This window comes from Escherichia sp. HH26CH (assembly GCF_009820205.1).
GTDB lineage: Bacteria > Pseudomonadota > Gammaproteobacteria > Enterobacterales > Enterobacteriaceae > Escherichia > Escherichia coli_F.
In genome coordinates this window covers 67352-88903 of record NZ_VNXM01000073.1, presented here as the reverse complement: position 1 = coordinate 88903, position 21552 = coordinate 67352, and the positions used below count along the sequence as shown (strand labels likewise).

Annotated in this window: 20 protein-coding genes and 1 pseudogene; 7 read left to right on the top strand and 14 right to left on the bottom strand. The window is 50.0% G+C overall.

Translation table 11 applies throughout. The features are described from left to right. Positions 1–123: 123 nt before the first annotated feature. The 4 genes from nagD to nagB are packed head-to-tail and all read right to left on the bottom strand — an operon-like array spanning position 124 to position 4161. Positions 124–876 carry a ribonucleotide monophosphatase NagD gene (gene nagD / locus FQ015_RS23710; RefSeq protein WP_000153129.1) on the bottom strand — a complete coding sequence of 251 codons (753 nt, stop codon included), beginning with the start codon at positions 874–876 and terminating at the stop codon, positions 124–126. Positions 877–923: 47 nt separating this feature from the next. Further along, complete coding sequence (gene nagC, locus FQ015_RS23705; protein WP_032183659.1) at positions 924–2144, bottom strand: DNA-binding transcriptional regulator NagC; 1221 nt, start codon at positions 2142–2144, stop codon at positions 924–926. 8 nt (positions 2145–2152) lie between these two features. After that, positions 2153–3301, bottom strand: coding sequence for an N-acetylglucosamine-6-phosphate deacetylase (gene nagA, locus FQ015_RS23700; protein ID WP_000271153.1), 1149 nt, complete (start codon positions 3299–3301; stop codon positions 2153–2155). A 59-nt stretch (positions 3302–3360) separates the two neighbouring features. Further along, positions 3361–4161, bottom strand: coding sequence for a glucosamine-6-phosphate deaminase (gene nagB, locus FQ015_RS23695; protein ID WP_021499626.1), 801 nt, complete (start codon positions 4159–4161; stop codon positions 3361–3363). A gap of 332 nt (positions 4162–4493) precedes the next feature. On the opposite strand from nagB, the gene nagE reads away from it, so the two are divergent. The 4 genes from nagE to chiQ all read left to right on the top strand — a co-directional run bounded on the left by nagE (position 4494) and on the right by chiQ (position 10733). Continuing rightward, positions 4494–6440, top strand: a complete 1947-nt coding sequence (gene nagE, locus FQ015_RS23690; RefSeq protein ID WP_160524573.1) for a PTS N-acetyl glucosamine transporter subunit IIABC — start codon at positions 4494–4496, stop codon at positions 6438–6440. Positions 6441–6707: 267 nt separating this feature from the next. After that, a complete protein-coding gene (gene glnS, locus FQ015_RS23685) occupies positions 6708–8372 on the top strand; it encodes a glutamine--tRNA ligase (RefSeq protein ID WP_001287172.1) in 1665 nt (554 codons plus the stop codon). Positions 8373–8950: 578 nt separating this feature from the next. Continuing rightward, positions 8951–10357 (top strand): chitoporin ChiP, encoded by a 1407-nt coding sequence (chiP, locus tag FQ015_RS23680; RefSeq protein ID WP_001258839.1) that lies wholly within the window; start codon positions 8951–8953, stop codon positions 10355–10357. A gap of 49 nt (positions 10358–10406) precedes the next feature. Then, positions 10407–10733 (top strand): ChiQ/YbfN family lipoprotein, encoded by a 327-nt coding sequence (gene chiQ, locus FQ015_RS23675; RefSeq protein WP_160524572.1) that lies wholly within the window; start codon positions 10407–10409, stop codon positions 10731–10733. Positions 10734–10816: 83 nt separating this feature from the next. Here the strand turns inward: chiQ and fur are convergent, their stop codons facing one another. The 5 genes from fur to ybfF form a co-directional block, all read right to left on the bottom strand. Beyond that, positions 10817–11263 carry a ferric iron uptake transcriptional regulator gene (gene fur / locus FQ015_RS23670; protein ID WP_000131702.1) on the bottom strand — a complete coding sequence of 149 codons (447 nt, stop codon included), beginning with the start codon at positions 11261–11263 and terminating at the stop codon, positions 10817–10819. Further along, the gene (gene uof / locus FQ015_RS23665) at positions 11256–11342 is read right to left on the bottom strand and encodes a fur leader peptide (protein WP_001695552.1); all 87 of its coding nucleotides are present in this window, start codon (positions 11340–11342) and stop codon (positions 11256–11258) included. The genes fur and uof overlap by 8 nt, the downstream gene beginning before the upstream one ends. Positions 11343–11551: 209 nt before the next feature. Then, complete coding sequence (fldA, locus tag FQ015_RS23660) at positions 11552–12082, bottom strand: flavodoxin FldA (protein WP_001018618.1); 531 nt, start codon at positions 12080–12082, stop codon at positions 11552–11554. Positions 12083–12221: 139 nt separating this feature from the next. Continuing rightward, entirely contained in the window at positions 12222–12515 is a 294-nt protein-coding gene (ybfE, locus tag FQ015_RS23655; protein WP_001300829.1) for a LexA regulated protein, read from the bottom strand. Positions 12516–12654: 139 nt separating this feature from the next. Then, the gene (gene ybfF / locus FQ015_RS23650) at positions 12655–13419 is read right to left on the bottom strand and encodes an esterase (protein WP_105271851.1); all 765 of its coding nucleotides are present in this window, start codon (positions 13417–13419) and stop codon (positions 12655–12657) included. A gap of 184 nt (positions 13420–13603) precedes the next feature. Here ybfF and seqA point away from each other — a divergent pair, with 184 nt between their 5' ends. From seqA to FQ015_RS23635, 3 genes are all read left to right on the top strand, one after another. After that, positions 13604–14149, top strand: a complete 546-nt coding sequence (gene seqA / locus FQ015_RS23645; protein ID WP_000848387.1) for a replication initiation negative regulator SeqA — start codon at positions 13604–13606, stop codon at positions 14147–14149. Positions 14150–14174: 25 nt separating this feature from the next. Next, positions 14175–15815: a phosphoglucomutase (alpha-D-glucose-1,6-bisphosphate-dependent) gene (pgm, locus tag FQ015_RS23640; protein WP_001295675.1), complete on the top strand. Its 1641-nt coding sequence runs from the start codon at positions 14175–14177 to the stop codon at positions 15813–15815. A 203-nt stretch (positions 15816–16018) separates the two neighbouring features. Further along, on the top strand, positions 16019–16513 hold the full coding sequence (locus tag FQ015_RS23635; protein ID WP_024218660.1) for a hypothetical protein: 495 nt from the start codon (positions 16019–16021) through the stop codon (positions 16511–16513). A gap of 40 nt (positions 16514–16553) precedes the next feature. Here FQ015_RS23635 and FQ015_RS23630 read toward each other — a convergent pair whose 3' ends face one another. The 5 genes and pseudogenes from FQ015_RS23630 to FQ015_RS24465 form a co-directional block, all read right to left on the bottom strand. Further along, entirely contained in the window at positions 16554–17204 is a 651-nt protein-coding gene (locus tag FQ015_RS23630) for a DUF2625 domain-containing protein (protein ID WP_001209504.1), read from the bottom strand. Between the two features lie 123 nt (positions 17205–17327). Beyond that, positions 17328–17461, bottom strand: a pseudogene (locus tag FQ015_RS24470) (winged helix-turn-helix domain-containing protein); the annotation flags it as partial. A 90-nt stretch (positions 17462–17551) separates the two neighbouring features. Further along, positions 17552–18871, bottom strand: a complete 1320-nt coding sequence (gene potE, locus FQ015_RS23620) for a putrescine-ornithine antiporter (protein WP_115739581.1) — start codon at positions 18869–18871, stop codon at positions 17552–17554. Further along, complete coding sequence (gene speF / locus FQ015_RS23615; RefSeq protein ID WP_160524571.1) at positions 18868–21066, bottom strand: ornithine decarboxylase SpeF; 2199 nt, start codon at positions 21064–21066, stop codon at positions 18868–18870. Before speF ends, potE begins: the two co-directional genes overlap by 4 nt. A 257-nt stretch (positions 21067–21323) precedes the next feature. Beyond that, positions 21324–21428, bottom strand: coding sequence for a leader peptide SpeFL (locus FQ015_RS24465; protein ID WP_211180488.1), 105 nt, complete (start codon positions 21426–21428; stop codon positions 21324–21326). Positions 21429–21552 lie beyond the last annotated feature (124 nt).

Sequence of the window (21552 nt, the reverse complement as noted above, 5' to 3'; positions counted from 1 at the left end):
GCAGAGAAAACTGGCCGATTTTCTCTGCACAGGAGGGATAATACAAGGCCTGATAAGCGTAGCGCATCAGGCAGTTTGGCGTTTGTCATCAGAGCCAACCACGTCCGCAGACGTGGGTGGTATTCAGATAACGTCGATTTCAGCGACTGACGGGTAAATCCAGCTTGGGCGGAACGGCATACTGTCGATATCGTCGAGCGATGAAACACCAGAAAGCACCAGAATCGTCTCCAGACCGGCCTGGAAGCCCGCCAGAATGTCGGTGCGCAAGTTATCGCCGACAATCACCGTTTCTTCCGAATGCGCCTGCATTTTGTTTAATGCTGCGCGGATGATCCACGGACTCGGCTTACCAACATAGAACGGTTTACGTCCGGAGATTTTTTCGATCCCCGCGCATAGCGCGCCACAGGCCGGATAAAAACCGCGCCCGTGGGTGTCCGGGTTGGTGGCGATAAAGCGTGCACCGTTAGCGACGAAATAGGCTGCTTTATGCATCATGTCCCAGTTGTAGGAACGCGTTTCGCCAACAATCACAAAATCAGGGTTCACATCGGTAATAGTGAAACCGGCTTTGTACAGTTCATGAATCAGTGCGCCTTCGCCCACCACATACGCTTTCTTACCTTCCTGGCGACGCAGGAAATCGGCGGTCGCCATCGCGGAGGTATAAAACACGCTGTCCGGCACATCGACACCCGCAGTGGCAAAGCGGTTCGCCAGATCTTGCCCGGTCTGCGAAGGATAGTTGGTCAGCAACACCAGCGGCAGGCCTTTATCCATAATCCCGTGCAAAAATTCCGCTGCACCCGGTACGGCGACGTTATCGTGCATCAGCACGCCGTCGATATCGCAAATTACATTTTTAATGGTCATGGACTACCCAGAATATTGACAACAATAAGCGCCACTATAAAAGCACATTAATTTTCCAGCAAATGCTGGAGCAAAATACCGTTGAGCATGGCGCGTTTTACCAGCGCAAAAGCGCCGATTGCCGAGCGGTGATCCAGCTCAGAACGTACCACCGGCAGATTAGTACGAAACGCCTTCAGCGACTGGGTATTAATGCAGCTTTCAATAGCAGGGAGCAGCACTTTATCGGCTTCGGTGATTTCACCGGCAATAACAATTTTTTGCGGATTAAATAAGTTGATAGCAATGGCGATGGTTTTACCCAGATGACGACCAACATATTCAATCACTTCCGACGCCAGACCGTCGCCTTTGTTCGCGGCTTTGCAGATAGTTTTGATGGTGCAGTCGTCCAGCGGCACGCGACTCTGGTAGCCCTGCTTTAACAGATTCAACACCCGCTGTTCAATGGCGGCATTGGCAGCGATAGTTTCCAGACAACCGAAGTTGCCGCAGTGGCAGCGTTCACCCAACGGTTCGACCTGAATATGACCAATTTCACCGACGTTGCCGTTGCGACCGATAAAAATGCGCCCGTTAGAGATAATCCCTGCCCCGGTTCCGCGATGGACACGCACCAGAATGGAATCTTCGCAATCCTGACTTGCACCGAAGTAGTGCTCTGCCAGTGCCAGACTGCGGATATCGTGGCCGACAAAACAGGTCACTTTAAAACGTTCTTCCAGTGCTTCTACCAGTCCCCAGTTTTCTACCTGAATATGCGGCATGTAATGAATTTTGCCGCTGTCCGGGTCAACAAGTCCTGGCAGGATCACGGAAATGGCGATCAGCTCGCGCAGTTTGCGCTGGTAGCTATCAATAAACTGAGCAATGGCATTCAGCAGGGCATGTTCCAGCGTCTGCTGGGTACGTTCTGGCAGCGGGTAATGTTCTTCTGCCAGCACTTTGCTGCTGAGATCAAACAGGGTGATGGTGGCGTCGTGACGACCAAGCCGTACGCCGATTGCGTGGAAATTGCGGGTTTCGGTGACGATAGAGATAGCGCGGCGGCCCCCGGTGGAGGCCTGCTGATCAACTTCTTTAATCAGCCCGCGTTCGATAAGCTGACGCGTAATTTTTGTTACGCTGGCGGGGGCAAGCTGGCTTTGCTCGGCAATCTGAATCCGCGAGATTGGCCCGTACTGGTCAATCAGGCGATAAACCGCCGCGCTGTTAAGCTGTTTTACGAGATCAACATTACCTATCTGAGCTTGTCCGCCTGGTGTCATACTTTCTCTTATTGAGTTACGACCTCGTTACCGTTAACGATGGTCTTGGTGATTTTAAAATCAGGTGTGAATGCAGTCAGGTTGGCTACTTTACCTGCGGCGAGTGTACCGAGACGTTTTTCAACGCCAATCGCACGCGCCGGATAGAGCGTCGCCATACGCAGCACTTCATCCAGTGCGATACCACAATGTTCGACCAGATTACGCACGCCTTCAATCATGGTTAAGGATGAACCGCTTAACGTACCGTTCTCATCCACACAAAGTCCGTTACGGTAGTATATTGTTTTACCCGCAAAAATGAACTGTTCAATGTTGGCACCTGCTGGTGCGGTGGCGTCGGTAACCAGGCACAGTTTGTCGCCTTTCAGACGTTTAGCGTTGCGAATGTTGGCGTAATCAACATGCAGGCCATCAGCGATAATACCGCAATAAATGTCAGCTTCGTCGAGAATCGCGCCCGCCAGGCCCGGTTCACGACCGGTAATATACGGCATCGCGTTATACAGATGAGTGGCAAAGGTAATCCCCGCGCGGAAACCGGCTTTTGCTTCTTTCAACGTCGCGTTGGAGTGACCGGCAGAAACCACAATCCCGGCATTTGCCAGTTTACTGATCACTTCCGCAGGAACCATTTCCGGTGCCAGCGTCACTTTGGTAATGACGTCGGCGTTCTCACACAGGAAATCGACCAGCGCGGCATCAGGCTTACGCACAAAATTCGGATTATGGGTGCCTTTTTTTACCAGATTCAGCCACGGACCTTCCAGATGCAGACCTAACGCCTGATTCGGATGTTTTGCCAGGTACTCGCGCATAACGCGCACGCCCTGTTTCATCAGCTCGTCGCTGGTGGTGATAAGCGTCGGCAAATAGTTAGTACAGCCTGATTTCTCATTGGCTTTCTGCATGATTTCCAGCGTTTCTACGCTGACCGCTTCAGCAGTATCGTTAAACTGCACGCCGCCGCAGCCGTTTAACTGCACATCGATAAAACCGGGGGAGAGAATGGCCCCGTTCAGTGAACGTTGTTCGATCTCTGGCGGCAGTTCCGCTACCGGACAGACGCTTTTAATCAGGCCATCAGCGATAACAACCGCGTGGTCATCAAGAAATTCGTGACCGGTAAAGATCCGGCCCTGGGTTAATGCATACATTCTGACCCCCGATTTAAAAAAATATTGCCCTGAGCAATGCGTCAGGGCAGGGATAATAATTACAGACCTTTGATATTTTCTGCTTCTAACTCATTGAAATATTTTAAAGTCTTAACTTTCAGCTCCATGGTGGAAGGTTCATCGCACACCATGATGGCTTTCGGATGCAGTTGCAGACAGCTGATGGTCCACATGTGGTTCACGCAACCTTCAACGGCGGCTTGCAGCGCCAGTGCTTTCTGGCTGCCCAGCACCAGAATCATTACTTCTTCGGCATCCAACAATGTACCAACACCGACAGTCAGGGCATATTTTGGCACCTGATTGACATCGTTATCAAAGAAACGAGAGTTCGCGACGCGAGTGTCATGAGTCAGGGTTTTGATACGAGTACGAGAAGCCAGAGAAGACGCTGGTTCGTTAAATGCAATATGACCGTCGTTACCTACACCGCCCATAAACAGATGAATTTTTCCGTAAGAACGGATTTTTTCTTCATACTGGCGGCACTCGGCGTCGATATCCGGGGCGTTGCCGTTGAGAAGATTGATATTTTCTGCTGGAATATCAACGTGATCGAAGAAGTTACGGTGCATAAAGCTGTAGTAGCTTTCCGGATGCTCTTTCGGCAGACCGACATATTCGTCCATGTTGAAGGTGACAACGTGCTTAAAGCTGACCTGGCCTGCTTTATGCATTTCGACTAACGCTTTATAGGTGGTCATCGGCGTGCCGCCAGTCGGCAGGCCCAGAACAAACGGACGATCGGCAGTCGGTTTGAACGCATTGATACGATTGACGATATGGCGAGCAGCCCATTTGCCGACCTGTTCAGCGGTAGTCAGGGGGATCAGTCTCATTATTCACCTCAGTAAGTAAAATGTAAGCCGTTGGCGGATTAGGCATCTTTAAGCGTAACCTGGATTTGCGCAGACAGGCGTCAATCCGACCTGATTTTTTGAATGATAAAATAAGTTTTCTGGTTTAGCCAGTAAAAGGGAGTGATGATAACGATATTTGGTGACAAAACTCACAAAAGACACGCGTTTAATTTGCGATACGAATTAAATTTTCACACACTCTGTAGCAGATGATCTAACAATCTGATTACAGAACATCGGCAGTACAATTTGCAGCAAAATAAAAATACGGCTTTAAACGAGCCAAATAGGGTTCTCGTAGGGGGAATAAGATGAATATTTTAGGTTTTTTCCAGCGACTCGGTAGGGCGTTACAGCTCCCTATCGCGGTGCTGCCGGTGGCGGCACTGTTGCTGCGATTCGGTCAGCCAGATTTACTTAACGTTGCGTTTATTGCCCAGGCGGGCGGTGCGATTTTTGATAACCTCGCATTAATCTTCGCCATCGGTGTGGCATCCAGCTGGTCGAAAGACAGCGCAGGTGCGGCGGCGCTGGCGGGTGCGGTCGGTTACTTTGTGTTAACCAAAGCGATGGTGACCATCAACCCAGAAATTAACATGGGTGTACTGGCGGGTATCATTACCGGTCTGGTCGGTGGTGCTGCCTATAACCGTTGGTCCGATATTAAACTGCCGGACTTCCTGAGCTTCTTCGGCGGCAAACGTTTTGTGCCGATCGCCACCGGCTTCTTCTGCCTGGTGCTGGCGGCCATTTTTGGTTACGTCTGGCCACCGGTACAGCACGCTATCCATGCAGGCGGCGAATGGATCGTTTCTGCGGGCGCGCTGGGTTCCGGTATCTTTGGTTTCATCAACCGTCTGCTGATCCCAACCGGTCTGCATCAGGTGCTGAACACCATCGCCTGGTTCCAGATTGGTGAATTCACCAACGCGGCGGGTACTGTTTTCCACGGCGACATTAACCGCTTCTATGCCGGTGACGGCACCGCGGGGATGTTCATGTCCGGCTTCTTCCCGATTATGATGTTCGGTCTGCCGGGCGCGGCGCTGGCGATGTACTTCGCAGCACCGAAAGAGCGTCGTCCGATGGTTGGCGGTATGCTGCTTTCTGTTGCTGTTACTGCGTTCCTGACCGGTGTGACTGAGCCGCTGGAATTCCTGTTCATGTTCCTTGCACCGCTGCTGTACCTCCTGCACGCACTGCTGACGGGTATCAGCCTGTTTGTGGCAACGCTGCTGGGTATCCATGCTGGCTTCTCCTTCTCTGCGGGGGCTATCGACTACGCGTTGATGTATAACCTGCCGGCCGCCAGCCAGAACGTCTGGATGCTGCTGGTGATGGGGGTTGTGTTCTTCGCTATCTACTTCGTGGTGTTCAGTGTGGTTATCCGCATGTTCAATCTGAAAACGCCGGGTCGCGAAGATAAAGAAGACGAGATCGTTACTGAAGAAGCCAACAGCAATACCGAGGAAGGCCTGACTCAACTGGCGACCAACTATATTGCTGCGGTTGGCGGTACTGACAACCTGAAAGCGATTGACGCCTGTATCACCCGTCTGCGTCTGACCGTGGCTGACTCTGCCCGCGTCAACGATGCGATGTGTAAACGCCTTGGTGCTTCTGGGGTGGTAAAACTGAACAAACAAACCATTCAGGTGATTGTCGGCGCGAAAGCGGAATCCATTGGCGATGCAATGAAGAAAGTCGTTGCCCGTGGTCCGGTAGCAGCCGCCTCTGCTGAAACTGCGCCTGCAACTACCGTGCCTGTAGCAAAACCGCAGGCCGTACCAAACGCGGTGTCTGTCGCGGAGCTGGTATCGCCGATTACCGGTGATGTTGTGGCGCTGGATCAGGTTCCTGACGAAGCATTTGCCAGCAAAGCGGTGGGTGACGGTGTGGCGGTGAAACCGACGGATAAAATCGTCGTATCGCCAGCCGCAGGGACAATCGTGAAAATCTTCAACACCAATCACGCGTTCTGCCTGGAAACCGAAAAAGGCGCTGAGATTGTCGTCCATATGGGTATCGACACCGTAGCGCTGGAAGGCAAAGGCTTTAAACGTCTGGTGGAAGAGGGGGCGCAAGTATGCGCAGGGCAACCGATTCTGGAAATGGATCTGGATTACCTGAACGCTAACGCCCGTTCGATGATTAGCCCGGTGGTTTGCAGCAATATCGACGATTTCAGCGGCCTTATCATTAAAGCTCAGGGTCATGTTGTGGCGGGTCAAACGCCGCTGTATGAAATCAAAAAGTAATCTGCTTCATGCCTGATGCGACGCATGACGCGTCTTATCAGGCCTACAAAAGCTCAGTCCAGGTTGGATAAGACGCTTAAGCGTCGCATCCAACAATGACGCAGGACTGGCAAAAGCGGTGGAGATCTTCTCTGCCGCTTTTTTTTTCATCAATCATCCCCATAATCTCAGTGAGATTTTCGATTTTCACTAACTAACAGTTGTCAGCCTGTCCCGCTTATAAGATCATACGCCGTTATACGTTGTTTACGCTTTGAGGAATCCACGATGAGTGAGGCAGAAGCCCGCCCGACTAACTTTATCCGTCAGATCATCGATGAAGATCTGGCCAGTGGTAAGCACACCACAGTACACACCCGTTTCCCGCCGGAGCCGAATGGCTATCTGCATATTGGCCATGCGAAATCTATCTGCCTGAACTTCGGGATCGCCCAGGACTATAAAGGCCAGTGCAACCTGCGTTTCGACGACACTAACCCGGTAAAAGAAGATATCGAGTACGTTGAGTCGATCAAAAACGACGTTGAGTGGTTAGGTTTTCACTGGTCTGGTAACGTCCGTTACTCCTCCGATTATTTTGATCAGCTTCACGCCTATGCTGTTGAACTGATCAATAAAGGTCTGGCGTATGTTGATGAGCTGACGCCGGAACAGATCCGCGAATATCGTGGCACCCTGACTCAGCCGGGTAAAAACAGCCCGTACCGCGACCGCAGCGTTGAAGAGAACCTGGCGCTGTTCGAGAAAATGCGTACCGGCGGTTTTGAAGAAGGTAAAGCCTGCCTGCGCGCGAAAATCGACATGGCTTCGCCGTTTATCGTGATGCGCGATCCGGTGCTGTACCGCATTAAGTTTGCTGAACACCACCAGACCGGTAACAAGTGGTGCATCTACCCGATGTACGACTTCACCCACTGCATCAGCGATGCGCTGGAAGGTATTACACACTCTCTGTGTACGCTGGAGTTCCAGGATAACCGTCGTCTGTATGACTGGGTACTGGACAACATCACCATTCCTGTTCATCCGCGCCAGTACGAATTCTCGCGCCTGAATCTGGAATACACCGTGATGTCCAAGCGTAAGCTGAACCTGCTGGTGACCGACAAGCACGTTGAAGGCTGGGATGATCCGCGTATGCCGACCATTTCCGGTCTGCGTCGTCGTGGTTACACTGCGGCTTCTATTCGTGAGTTCTGCAAACGCATTGGCGTGACCAAGCAGGACAACACCATTGAGATGGCGTCGCTGGAATCCTGCATCCGTGAAGATCTCAATGAAAATGCTCCGCGCGCAATGGCGGTTATCGATCCGGTGAAACTGGTTATCGAAAACTATCAGGGCGAAGGCGAAATGGTCACCATGCCGAACCATCCGAACAAACCTGAAATGGGCAGCCGTCAGGTGCCATTCAGCGGTGAGATTTGGATCGATCGCGCTGATTTTCGCGAAGAAGCTAACAAGCAGTACAAGCGTCTGGTGCTGGGTAAAGAAGTGCGTCTGCGTAATGCTTACGTTATTAAGGCAGAGCGCGTGGAGAAAGATGCCGAAGGCAATATCACCACCATCTTCTGTACTTATGATGCTGACACCTTAAGCAAAGATCCGGCAGATGGTCGTAAAGTGAAAGGCGTTATTCACTGGGTGAGCGCGGCACATGCGCTGCCGGTTGAAATCCGCCTGTACGATCGTCTGTTCAGCGTGCCGAACCCAGGTGCTGCGGATGATTTCCTGTCGGTGATTAACCCGGAATCGCTGGTGATCAAACAGGGCTTTGCTGAACCGTCGCTGAAAGACGCGGTTGCGGGTAAAGCATTCCAGTTTGAGCGTGAGGGTTACTTCTGCCTCGACAGCCGCCATTCTACGGCGGAAAAACCGGTATTTAACCGCACCGTTGGGCTGCGTGATACCTGGGCGAAAGTAGGCGAGTAGTTTTAAGTTCTACCAGGCCGGGTGAGGCATTTACGCCACATCCGGCAAGAAACATAGAAACAGTTTCAAACGCTAAATTGCCTGATGCGCTACGCTTATCAGGCCTACATGATCTCTGCCATATATTGAATTTGCGTGCTTTTGTAGGCCGGATAAGGCGTTCACGCCGCATCCGGCAAGAAATAGCAAACAAACCCAAACGCCGCGCTCCGCGGCGTTTTTTTTCTGCTTTTCTTCGCGAATTAATTCCGCTTCGTAATTTATTCATAAAGCAAATTTAAAATTACAAATCATAATTAAATAAAATGTAAGCGCTTTCATCTTGCTGGAAATTCACGCATTTTTTCTTCAACACACCTTTCAACTACAACTTAAGCCTTGTAACAAAAATCATCAAAATATGTGCGGTTGCTCATGTTCTTACATTCTGGTTACAGAAAGAGATTGATAATTCGCGTCGCGAAAAATAGTCTGTTCCTGTAGTCAGCGAGACTTTTCTCAACGCTACTTTTTTAATTTTTATTTTTTTCGCTGTTCACCTTTGGTGCAGCAATTTATACGTCAAAGAGGATTAACCCATGCGTACGTTTAGTGGCAAACGTAGTACGCTGGCGCTGGCTATCGCCGGTGTTACAGCAATGTCGGGCTTTATGGCAATGCCGGAGGCTCGCGCCGAAGGATTCATCGACGATTCAACCTTAACCGGCGGTATCTATTACTGGCAGCGTGAACGCGACCGTAAAGATGTTACCGACGGCGACAAATACAAAACCAACCTTTCTCACTCCACCTGGAACGCTAACCTCGATTTTCAGTCTGGTTATGCTGCTGATATGTTCGGCCTTGATATTGCGGCGTTTACGGCGATTGAAATGGCGGAAAACGGTGACAGCTCTCACCCGAATGAAATCGCGTTTTCAAAAAGCAATAAAGCCTATGACGAAGACTGGTCCGGCGATAAAAGCGGTATAAGCCTGTATAAAGCAGCGGCCAAATTTAAATACGGTCCGGTGTGGGCGCGGGCAGGTTATATTCAGCCAACCGGTCAGACGCTGTTAGCGCCGCACTGGAGCTTTATGCCGGGTACTTATCAGGGGGCGGAAGCGGGGGCGAATTTTGATTACGGCGATGCTGGTGCGTTGAGTTTCTCCTACATGTGGACCAACGAATATAAAGCGCCGTGGCATCTGGAAATGGATGAGTTTTATCAGAACGATAAAACCACCAAAGTTGATTATCTACACTCCCTTGGGGCGAAGTACGACTTCAAAAATAACTTCGTACTGGAAGCGGCGTTTGGTCAGGCGGAAGGGTATATTGATCAGTATTTTGCCAAAGCCAGCTATAAATTTGATATCGCCGGTAGCCCGTTAACCACCAGCTACCAGTTCTACGGTACGCGCGATAAAGTTGACGATCGCAGCGTCAACGACCTTTACGACGGCACTGCCTGGCTGCAGGCGTTGACCTTTGGTTACCGGGCGGCTGACGTAGTGGATTTGCGTCTGGAAGGCACCTGGGTTAAAGCCGACGGCCAGCAGGGATACTTCCTGCAACGTATGACTCCAACCTACGCTTCCTCGAACGGTCGCCTGGATATCTGGTGGGATAACCGTTCTGACTTCAACGCCAACGGCGAAAAAGCGGTCTTCTTCGGTGCGATGTATGACCTGAAAAACTGGAATCTTCCAGGCTTCGCCATCGGCGCTTCCTACGTTTACGCATGGGATGCTAAACCCGCTACCTGGCAGAGCAATCCGGATGCGTACTACGACAAGAACCGGACTATTGAAGAGTCTGCATACAGCCTGGATGCGGTCTACACCATTCAGGACGGTCGTGCTAAAGGCACGATGTTCAAACTGCACTTCACCGAATACGACAACCACTCCGACATCCCAAGCTGGGGCGGTGGTTACGGTAACATCTTCCAGGATGAGCGCGACGTGAAATTCATGGTAATCGCACCATTCACCATCTTCTGATGCCCGACGCGGCAGGTTTTGTGCCTGCCGCACGTTTGAGGAATTTGCAATGAAAAAACTGATTCTCATCGCCATGATGGCATCGGGGCTGGTGGCTTGTGCACAATCAACCGCGCCACAGAAAGACAGTCGTCTGAAAGAGGCATACAGCGCCTGTATCAACACCGCACAAGGTTCGCCGGAAAAAATTGAAGCCTGCCAGAGCGTGTTAAACGTGCTGAAGAAAGAGAAACAACATCAGCAGTTTGCCGACCAGGAAAGTGTACGCGTACTGGATTATCAGCAGTGTCTGCGTGCAACGCAAACCGGAAATGACCAGGCAGTGAAAACCGATTGTGATAAGGTCTGGCAGGAAATTCGCAGCAATAACAAATAAGTGAGAGCTGTAACTCTCGCTTTTCTTATTTCCCTTGCATAAAAAAGCCAACCCGCAGGTTGGCTTTTCTCGTTCAGACTGGCTTATTTGCCTTCGTGCGCGTGCTCATCTTCGCGGCAATCGCCTTCGGCACAGTGACCGTAAAGATAGAGACTGTGGTTAGTCAGGCGAATGCCATGTTTTGCGGCAATTTCACGCTGACGCGCTTCGATGGAATCATCACTAAATTCGATAACCTTGCCGCAGTCGAGGCAGATCAGGTGATCGTGGTGATGTTGCTGTGTCAGTTCAAATACGGATTTACCGCCTTCAAAATTGTGGCGGGTGACGATACCAGCGTCGTCAAACTGGTTCAGTACGCGATATACCGTAGCCAGACCAATTTCTTCACCCATATCGATCAGACGTTTGTATAAATCTTCCGCACTGACGTGATGGTTGTCCGGCTCCTGAAGAACTTCCAGGATTTTTAAACGAGGAAGCGTTACTTTCAGGCCAGCTTTCTTTAGGGCGGTATTGTTATCAGTCATGCGGAATCTGTCCTGTTACTAAGCGGTTCACTTCATTAGGAGAAGTGACAGAATTTGCTCTTGAGATAATGCGTATCATTATAGAATTGCCACGCCTAAATGAAAACCACAAGTCCCTGGCAAATATTGTTAATAAAAACGTGGCTAAGCTTACATTTACAACGGCAAGGCCACTTGAACACCGGGACATTGTACAGGTACAACAGCAAAAGTTACAAATTTGTAGCAATTATTTTGATTGGCATTATCTATTAATACGGCGTAGACATGAGTCTACGCCGCATCACATCAGGCATTGAGAATTTCGTCGAGATGCAATTCTTCAGAAATCTGTTTAACCCATTTTTCTACACGTTCAGCGGTCAGTTCCGGCTGACGGTCTTCGTCGATAGCCAGACCGACAAAGTGGTCGTCATCTGCCAGACCTTTTGATGCTTCGAAATGGTAGCCCGCAGTTGGCCAGTGACCAACGATGGTTGCACCGCGCGGTTCAATGATGTCGCGGATGGTGCCCAATGCGTCACAGAAGTATTCAGCGTAATCTTCCTGGTCACCACAACCAAACAGCGCAACCAGTTTGCCATTGAAATCAATCTCTTCGAGAGTCGGGAAGAAGTCATCCCAGTCACACTGCGCTTCGCCGTAATACCAGGTTGGGATGCCCAGCAGCAGAATGTCATATGCTTCCAGATCTTCTTTGCTGCTTTTTGCAATGTCATGGACATCGGCAACGTCTTTACCAAGCTGTTTTTGAATCATTTTTGCGATATTTTCGGTATTACCGGTGTCGCTGCCGAAAAAGATGCCAGTGATAGCCATGAGTGAAATAACCTCTTGAAACTTATTGAAATGGGGGTGGAAAATTGCCCACGGATAAAGGCAATCATAGCAGAACAGGCAGTCTTGCGGAATCAGCAAACGAGCAGGACTGCACACTGTGCTACATGAAAGTGGAAATTTAAACGATGCCCTGACTACGCAGCGCCGCCAGTTGCTGCATTAACATCTCTTCGATCAGTTCGCTACGGCTCATATTGCGCGATTCCGCCAGCTCGTTCAGCGCCTCGACAGCTTCCGCGTTCAGCTTCAGTTCGACACGCTTAAGGCCACGTACTTTGTCGCGTTTTAGCTGGTTGCGTTTATTAATACGCAGCTGTTCATCGCGCGAAAGCGGATTAGTTTTCGGTCGTCCCGGTCGACGCTCGTGCGCGAACAGATCTAATGTCGTACGGTCCGTTTGTTCTTTGGCCATGATCTTGGTGACTTCGGGGGAAACAATCAGCCAGGCGCCTGCCCGGATGGATAGCGCGCCATAATACATCAGCGCGATGAGTCACGCCAACGCCCACGCGCGGAAAGCGACGCGGACGCTGGGTTTTTAATCAGTTACGTTAATCATTGAGATAGCGACGGATAGCGCGTAATACCGCATCCGGTTTTTCAGCATGGACCCAGTGACCCGCGCCAGCAATCACATGCGCTCGTGCCTGTGGAAATTGTGTCAGTAAATCATCACGATACTGCTCGCTAACATACGGAGAATTGCCACCAGGGATAAACAGGGCAGGGTGATCCCATGCCGGGATTTTCTCCCAACCCACAATATGCGGATACTGATCCCACAATACCGGCACGTTAAAGCGCCACTCCCCGTCAACAAAAGATTTCAACAGAAACTGAATCACCCCTTCTTCATTAAGATGCTGGCGCATTACTGCCGCTGCTTGCTGGCGAGTTTGCGCATCGGATTCACTGACTGCGTTGATAGCCGCGAAAATTTCATCATGACGGCGTACGTGATAGTCGACCGGCGCGATATCAATCGCCACCAGTTTATCGATGCGATCGGGGGCCAGTGCAGTCAGTGCCATCACCGCTTTGCCGCCCATTGAGTGTCCAATAAATGTCGCTTTATCGATCTGCAGTGCATCCAGGGTATCAACAAGATCCTGCGCCATCGCCGGGTAATTCATCACCGGATCTCTCGGTGAAAGACCGTGGTTACGCATATCAACCTGGATGATATTGTGATCGTTTACCAGATCGCGAGCCAGTACGCCAAGGTTGTCGAGGCTGCCAAACAGACCATGGACAAGAACGATGGGAGAATTATTGTGCTGGTTTTGTGCAGTTTGCGCGCGGATATTCAATTTCATGGCAAAGTTCTTTTTTTCGCGTTGTCGGGTTAGGGTATTATGTTGACCATTGTGCCACAGGGCTGCAACAAATAAGGTTTAATCCGAGTTTTTCTGCAAGCCAGGCTTGACGCTATCCGCTGCCGGGATTTATTCATATACTCCTGGCGACTTGTATTCAGCTAAGACACTGCACTGGATTAAGATGAAAACGATTGAAGTTGATGATGAACTCTACAGCTATATTGCCAGCCACACTAAGCATATCGGCGAGAGCGCATCCGACATTTTACGGCGTATGTTGAAATTTTCCGCCGCATCACAGCCTGCTGCTCCGGTGACGAAAGAGGTTCGCGTTGCGTCACCTGCTATCGTCGAAGCGAAGCCGGTCAAAACGATTAAAGACAAGGTTCGCGCAATGCGTGAACTTTTGCTTTCGGATGAATACGCAGAGCAAAAGCGAGCGGTCAATCGCTTCATGCTGCTGTTGTCTACACTATATTCTCTTGACGCCCAGGCGTTTGCCGAGGCCACGGAATCGTTGCACGGTCGTACACGTGTTTACTTTGCGGCAGATGAACAAACGCTGCTGAAAAATGGTAATCAGACCAAGCCGAAACATGTGCCAGGCACGCCGTATTGGGTGATCACCAACACCAACACCGGCCGTAAATGCAGCATGATCGAACACATCATGCAGTCGATGCAATTCCCGGCGGAATTGATTGAGAAGGTTTGCGGAACTATCTAAAACGTTGCAGACAAAGGACAAAGCAATGGCAATCCACAATCGTGCAGGCCAACCTGCACAACAGAGTGATTTGATTAACGTCGCCCAACTGACGGCGCAATATTATGTACTGAAACCTGAAGCAGGGAATGCGGAGCACGCGGTGAAATTCGGTACTTCCGGTCACCGTGGCAGTGCAGCGCGCCACAGCTTTAACGAGCCGCATATTCTGGCGATCGCTCAGGCAATTGCTGAAGAACGTGCGAAAAACGGCATCACTGGCCCTTGCTATGTGGGTAAAGATACTCACGCCCTGTCCGAGCCTGCGTTCATTTCCGTACTGGAAGTGCTGGCAGCGAACGGCGTAGATGTTATTGTGCAGGAAAACAATGGCTTCACTCCGACGCCTGCCGTTTCCAATGCCATCCTGGTTCACAATAAAAAAGGTGGCCCGCTGGCAGACGGTATCGTGATTACACCGTCCCATAACCCGCCGGAAGATGGTGGTATCAAGTACAATCCGCCAAATGGTGGCCCGGCTGATACTAACGTCACCAAAGTGGTGGAAGACAGGGCCAACGCACTGATGGCCGATGGCCTGAAAGGTGTGAAGCGTATCTCCCTCGACGAAGCGATGGCATCCGGTCATGTGAAAGAGCAGGATCTGGTGCAGCCGTTTGTGGAAGGTCTGGCCGATATCGTTGATATGGCGGCGATTCAGAAAGCGGGCCTGACGCTGGGCGTTGATCCGCTGGGCGGTTCCGGTATCGAATACTGGAAGCGTATTGGCGAGTATTACAACCTTAACCTGACCATCGTTAACGATCAGGTCGATCAAACCTTCCGCTTTATGCACCTCGATAAAGACGGCGCGATCCGTATGGACTGTTCCTCCGAGTGTGCAATGGCGGGCCTGCTGGCACTGCGTGATAAGTTCGATCTGGCATTTGCTAACGACCCGGATTATGACCGTCACGGTATCGTCACTCCGGCAGGTTTGATGAATCCTAACCATTACCTGGCAGTGGCGATCAACTACCTGTTCCAGCATCGTCCGCAGTGGGGCAAAGATGTTGCTGTCGGTAAAACGCTGGTTTCTTCTGCGATGATCGACCGCGTGGTCAACGATTTGGGCCGTAAGCTGGTAGAAGTACCGGTAGGTTTCAAATGGTTTGTGGATGGTCTGTTCGACGGCAGCTTTGGCTTCGGCGGCGAAGAGAGCGCGGGGGCTTCCTTCCTGCGTTTCGATGGCACGCCGTGGTCTACTGATAAAGACGGTATCATTATGTGTCTGCTGGCGGCGGAAATCACTGCTGTTACCGGTAAGAACCCGCAGGAACACTACAACGAACTGGCAAAACGCTTTGGTGCGCCGAGCTACAACCGTTTGCAGGCAGCTGCGACTTCCGCACAAAAAGCGGCGCTGTCTAAGCTGTCTCCGGAAATGGTGAGCGCCAGCACCCTGGCAGGTGACCCGATCACCGCGCGCCTGACGGCGGCACCGGGCAACGGTGCTTCTATTGGCGGTCTGAAAGTGATGACTGACAACGGCTGGTTCGCCGCGCGTCCGTCAGGCACGGAAGACGCATACAAAATCTACTGCGAAAGCTTCCTCGGTGAAGAACATCGCAAGCAGATCGAGAAAGAAGCGGTTGAGATTGTTAGCGAAGTTCTGAAAAACGCGTAAACACATTAAATAAGAAAAAGGGCGATCGGAAGATCGCCCTTTTTACTTATGATAGCCTGATACGCTACGTTCATCAGGCCTACGAAGATGGTGCAATATATTGAGTTTGCACTATTTTGTAGGACGGATAAGGCGTTCACGCCGCATCCGGCATGAACAACGAGTACTTTGCCAACAAACTGAATAGCTCAAGGGAATTCAAAATGAAGACCAAAAGGAGTCTGGTCGTCAGAGTGGCATTAATTACCGCCACACTACTGCTGACAGCATGCGCCCAACCTGAACAATCATCATTAGCTGGTGACTGGTTACTGACCCCTAAAGATAAAACCAGAGGATTAACGGGTAGCATTGCGGTAAATATTGCGCCTTCCCGGTGTAAGACAAATTGCCGTGGCGATAACTTACCTGATAATACCCGCCGCTGGCAGTTGTCAGGCGGGAACGAAAAAGAACTTACTTATCTTCATGATATGTCAGCACAAGAAAAGACCGGTTTAAATCCTGAATGGCAATGCTACACCTCATTTTTTATGAGGATTTGCCAGGGTAAGCCCGGCACTCGACCGATAGTTAATGAGGATTATGTCAGCGAAAGCGGATTTTTTGGCTCGATGATGCATGTCGGGATTATTGAGTTGCGACGCTGTCAGTCAGAAAATTGCCAGCAAGAATTGAAAGCGATAAACACACATTAAAATAGCGAGTCCGGGAATGAAACCCGGACCTGAACATGTCTTATTGCGTGATTGTTTCTTTCATTTGATACTGCATTTCCCAGAGTTCAGTAAGCGAAATAACTTTTCTTGTTCTTGCTTCTTCACTTTGTACCCATAAGAAAGGGTAGAAAGTGAAGGCTTCCGTTGCCGATAATTTTATTACGTCTTCTTGCCATTGCGGCCAGCGTACATTTTCATAGAAGGTATCTAAATCACCGGATAATGCCCACTGAAGAAACTCAGAATATCCAACCTCCAGACTTTCCCAATTCAGCGTATCTGGCGCAAAATAATAAACGCAGCCAGTATCCTCCCCAAGATCGCCACCATTAAGAGCAAAAATTCCCCCTGCGACATCATCGGCGATGGGTAAAGCCCGCACGCTTGCGAATTCAGGGCGTTGTGTCCAACTTGCTGGATCTCGTGGTAACCGGGGGTGACCAGAGCCTGCTATGCGTAACCAACCGTTATCAATCAGCAGACCTCCGGAGCCATAGACAAGCGCACCCATCGGTGATTTTGTTGTAACCTGTAATTGATAAAGTGCGGTTTCGGCTAAATCTTTATTAACCGGTAAGAGTTCGGCATGGTTTGTGGCTTCTTTTAACCAATTCTGGATTATTGGCCAGGCTGAATCTTCAGTATTTACTAACTGACTCACTTCACGCATCGCTACTTGCTCCTTGTGTGCTACGGTGTCATTTATGATGAGGCATTGTATGGGACATTTTTTAAATATTAAGTTCCTTATATTTGAATAAAAAATGACTTTATCCATACATTGCCACTTTTTTCAAAGCATAAACCGATACCCAATACCGGTTTCAGTAATGAAATGGCGGGGCGGACGAGATCCTGTTCCAGTTTTTGTCGCAAATGCCTCATATAATTACGCAAATAGTTGCTGTGTTCGACCGCGTTTGGACCCTACACCTGCCGGATGCGGCATAAATAACGAACTCTTTGTCAACAAACAGAAAGGGCGATCATTCAATCGCCCTTTTTTATTTCGCTTTTTTAACCGTGTTTGTTTTTCAGTTCAAAGCGTGGTGATACCAGACCATACAGTGTCCAACCAAGGAAGGTCACGATGGAACCGTACAGCATGGCTTCTTCCCCGGATGAGTACAGCGCATAGAAACTGTACATCGCGCCAATAAAAGCAACAACGTTTGCAACTTTCGCTTTTGAGGGGGGCACATTAGCGACCTTCTGAATAATGACTAATGCCGCCATCGACAGGATATACGGAATGATATTGGTCACAACGGCCAGGTTAACCAGCACGTTGAACTGACTGTTCAGCGACGGGCTAATGGTCATCAATGATAATCCGCTCTGGATGATGACAATGGTCAGCATTCCCTGTACTGGTGCATCGACTTTGCTCACACGGGAGAAAATTTTAGGGAAGTAGCCTTCATCAGATGAAGATTTAAACACCTGGGCAATGGTGAACTGCCAGCCAAGCAGTGAACCGCAGCAGGACATCACCATCAGCGCCATAATGACTTTACCCACTTCTGGTGTGAACATCTGTGCGAAGGCCAGGCCAAATGGTGCCGTTGAATTTGCCAGCTCCATATTGGGCACAATCCCGGCAATCACGTTGGTGGAGACGATATAAATCACTGCCGCACCTAACGTACCGCCAAGGACTGCTATTGGCACGTTACGTTCAGGGTTTTCCACTACTTCGGCGTTGGCACAGGCAGACTCCAGACCGAGGAAAGCCCACAACGTCATGGCGATGGAGGAACCTACAGCGCTAAAGAACGGTACATGATGAGGGTTCCATGAGTTAGCGTACAGCGTCGGGCTAAACCAGAACCAGCCGATAATGCACAGACCGACCACCGGAATGATTACCCCCCACACAGTAATGCTACTGATTTGCCCAGTAATGCGCGCACCACCAAAGTTAGCCACGGTACAAATCCACAGCACCCCGATGGTCGCAAGACCAATCTGCACTGGTGACAAACTTGCGCCGAGCAATTCGGTGCCGTAACCAACCGCCGAAATAGCAATCGCGACGTTAGCAATCAGCAGCGAGACACCGTAGGTGTAGTTCGCCATAAAGTTACCGGATTTACCGAAAGCATACTCCGCATAACCGCCCATACCACCTGCCTTACGGCTGAACATACCGCATTTCGCGAATGCCCACGCCAGTGCCATTGAGCCTACGGCTGTCACCAGCCAGGAGATAATTGAGATTGTCCCAACTTCGGCAAGCTTTGTCGGCAGCATGATGATACCGGAGCCCATCATGTTGACCATCGTCAGTATGGTTAACTGAACGACGCCCATCTTGTTCGATTTAGCCTGACTCATAATTTTTCCCCTTTCAGCAGGGTGCTTTGCGCATCACGAGGCTTGATGACATAGCACCAAACTTGCTTACGACCATCATGTTCTTCGATATAGACACCCTGCAGCTCCGGTGCAAAACCTGGCAGCAGGTTGATCCCTTCTTCCAGAGCGCTGAAGTAACGCAGAACAGCACCACCCCAGATTTCACCCGGAACAACACACAGCACACCCGGAGGATAAGGAAGCGCACCTTCGGCAGCGATACAGCCTTCTGCATCCGGCAGACGAACCAGCTCCACTTCACCGCGTAAGTAGGCGTAGTTGGCTTCTTGTGGATTCATGCTGACGCGTGGGAAGTGCTCCTTACGGAACATCTCTTTTTGCAGTTGTTTCACGTTGTGACGGGCATACAAATCATGCATTTCCTGGCACAACTGACGCAGGGTATAACCGGCGTAGCGCTCTTCATGCTGTTTGTAGATGGAAGGCAGTACTTCCGCCAGAGGCGCATCAGCTTCCAGTAGTTTTTCGAAGCGTACCAGCAGGGCAACAAGTTGCTGCAGTTTGGCCATATCTTCTGCCGGAGTCAGCAGGAAGAGGATGGAGTTAAGATCGCATTTTTCCGGCACTACGCCATTTTCGCGCAGGAAGTTAGCAAGAATCGTCGCGGGTACACCGAATGCTTCATATTCGCCGTTACGTGCATCAATGCCAGGAGTTGTCAGCAACAGTTTGCACGGATCGACAAAGTATTGGTTCTCTGCGTAACCTTCAAAAGAATGCCAGTGCTCACCGGGTACAAATTTAAAGAAGCGCAGATCAACCGCAATTTGCGCTGTTTCATATGACTGCCAGGGCTTACCATCCACCAGTTCAGGAACGAACGGACGAATGTGCTGACAGTTATCGAGGATCAATTTGCGGGCATTAATACCGTTAACCACACAATCCATCCACATATTACGACCGCTGACACCTTCATGCATTTTGGCGTTGATATCCAGTGCGGCAAACAGCGGATAGAACGGGCTGGTGGAGGCGTGCATCATAAAGGCGTTGTTCATGCGTTTGTGCGGTACATAACGCTGTTGCCCTTTGATATGGCTGTCTTTTTTATGAATTTGTGAAGTCTGGGAAAAACCAGCCTGCTGTTTATGCACAGATTGCGTAACCAGAATACCCGGATCGTTCTCATTAAGATCCAGCAGCAGTGGCGAACAGTCCGCCATCATCGGAATAAACTGTTCATAGCCGACCCATGCTGAGTCAAACAGGATGTAGTCACACAGATGACCGATTTTATCCACCACCTGGCGGGCGTTATAAATAGTACCGTCGTAGGTGCCTAACTGAATTACAGCGAGGCGGAACGGACGCGCTTCTTTTGCCCGTTGCGGTGCAACTTCTGTAATCAGCTCACGCAGGTAACTTTCTTCAAAACAGTGAGCGTCAATACCACCGATAAAACCATACGGGTTACGTGCGGTTTCCAGATAAACCGGTGTCGCGCCAGCCTGTAGCAACGCACCGTGGTGGTTAGATTTATGGTTATTGCGGTCAAACAACACCAGATCGCCCGGCGTCAGCAGGGCGTTTAAAACCACTTTGTTAGAAGATGAAGTACCATTTAAAACGAAGTATGTTTTATCGGCATTAAACACTTTTGCCGCATGTTGCTGTGCAATGCATGGCGCGCCTTCGTGAATCAGCAGATCACCCATCGCTACGTCTGCGTTGCACAAGTCGGCACGGAACAGCGCCTCACCAAAATATTCCACAAACTGATTCCCCGCCGGATGACGACGGAAAAACTCGCCACCCTGATGACCGGGGCAATCAAACGCGCTGTTACCCTGATTGACATAATCGACCAGTGCGCGGAAGAAGGGCGGGCGCAGTTGAGTTTCATAATGGCTGGCTGCGGTTTCTAACTGACGACCATAAAATTCTCGTCGTGATTCGCAATTCTCAAATACACCCGAAATACGGGGCAAATACTCTGCGGGTACACGTTCTTTATCTTCAGTAGCAATAAATACCGGGATGCCATAACCCGTGGCATCGATTTCATCGAGTTTTCCTCGTGCAACATCGTTGATCGATAAAACTATTGCCGCCACATCGATATTACTGTTTTCATTAATATAGATACATTCTCGCTGCGTGGTAAAACAGTCCGGGCAAGAATCACTAACCGCAATTTTTAATTTTGACATTTTTCATCTCTTTAGTTTAGGTAATAGCAGGTCCTCAATTTCTCGAATGAGAAATCGATCGTGCCGGAAAAAAAGCAAAGTTACCCCGCTGATAAATAAATCAGTAGATTGCTTTTTTCAGAATGCAGAAACCCTTACCAGTCCGGTGGCTGATAATATAAGGGTTAACAGAGAATGAGCACTGCGGAATACAGGCGTATGCCTGTAATACAGAGAGTCAGGAAGACCTGTACGCTGAAGTGCCCTTAGTCGACAGACTAACGGGCATTGAAGAAGTGAAAGTCGAAGCTATTACGATGAGCAAACTTCATAATATGGGTTGTCCGCCTTATATGGGGCATAGTGCGGCTGTTGTTTTCCATTTAATTTACCTTTCCTGATGTGAATGAAGGTGAAGGTATTCTATCCAGAAAATACGGTTGAACTGTGAAGGTGATCAATAAAAAATGATCAACCTTAATTTATTTAATGATGAGTTTTTCACTC

Coding starts and splice junctions, on each gene's coding strand:
- nagD (WP_000153129.1), bottom strand. CDS start 876: ATGACCATTAAAAATGTAATTTGCGATATCGACGGCGTGCTGATGCAC.
- nagC (WP_032183659.1), bottom strand. CDS start 2,144: ATGACACCAGGCGGACAAGCTCAGATAGGTAATGTTGATCTCGTAAAA.
- nagA (WP_000271153.1), bottom strand. CDS start 3,301: ATGTATGCATTAACCCAGGGCCGGATCTTTACCGGTCACGAATTTCTT.
- nagB (WP_021499626.1), bottom strand. CDS start 4,161: ATGAGACTGATCCCCCTGACTACCGCTGAACAGGTCGGCAAATGGGCT.
- nagE (WP_160524573.1), top strand. CDS start 4,494: ATGAATATTTTAGGTTTTTTCCAGCGACTCGGTAGGGCGTTACAGCTC.
- glnS (WP_001287172.1), top strand. CDS start 6,708: ATGAGTGAGGCAGAAGCCCGCCCGACTAACTTTATCCGTCAGATCATC.
- chiP (WP_001258839.1), top strand. CDS start 8,951: ATGCGTACGTTTAGTGGCAAACGTAGTACGCTGGCGCTGGCTATCGCC.
- chiQ (WP_160524572.1), top strand. CDS start 10,407: ATGAAAAAACTGATTCTCATCGCCATGATGGCATCGGGGCTGGTGGCT.
- fur (WP_000131702.1), bottom strand. CDS start 11,263: ATGACTGATAACAATACCGCCCTAAAGAAAGCTGGCCTGAAAGTAACG.
- uof (WP_001695552.1), bottom strand. CDS start 11,342: ATGATACGCATTATCTCAAGAGCAAATTCTGTCACTTCTCCTAATGAA.
- fldA (WP_001018618.1), bottom strand. CDS start 12,082: ATGGCTATCACTGGCATCTTTTTCGGCAGCGACACCGGTAATACCGAA.
- ybfE (WP_001300829.1), bottom strand. CDS start 12,515: ATGGCCAAAGAACAAACGGACCGTACGACATTAGATCTGTTCGCGCAC.
- ybfF (WP_105271851.1), bottom strand. CDS start 13,419: ATGAAATTGAATATCCGCGCGCAAACTGCACAAAACCAGCACAATAAT.
- seqA (WP_000848387.1), top strand. CDS start 13,604: ATGAAAACGATTGAAGTTGATGATGAACTCTACAGCTATATTGCCAGC.
- pgm (WP_001295675.1), top strand. CDS start 14,175: ATGGCAATCCACAATCGTGCAGGCCAACCTGCACAACAGAGTGATTTG.
- FQ015_RS23635 (WP_024218660.1), top strand. CDS start 16,019: ATGAAGACCAAAAGGAGTCTGGTCGTCAGAGTGGCATTAATTACCGCC.
- FQ015_RS23630 (WP_001209504.1), bottom strand. CDS start 17,204: ATGCGTGAAGTGAGTCAGTTAGTAAATACTGAAGATTCAGCCTGGCCA.
- potE (WP_115739581.1), bottom strand. CDS start 18,871: ATGAGTCAGGCTAAATCGAACAAGATGGGCGTCGTTCAGTTAACCATA.
- speF (WP_160524571.1), bottom strand. CDS start 21,066: ATGTCAAAATTAAAAATTGCGGTTAGTGATTCTTGCCCGGACTGTTTT.
- FQ015_RS24465 (WP_211180488.1), bottom strand. CDS start 21,428: ATGGAAAACAACAGCCGCACTATGCCCCATATAAGGCGGACAACCCAT.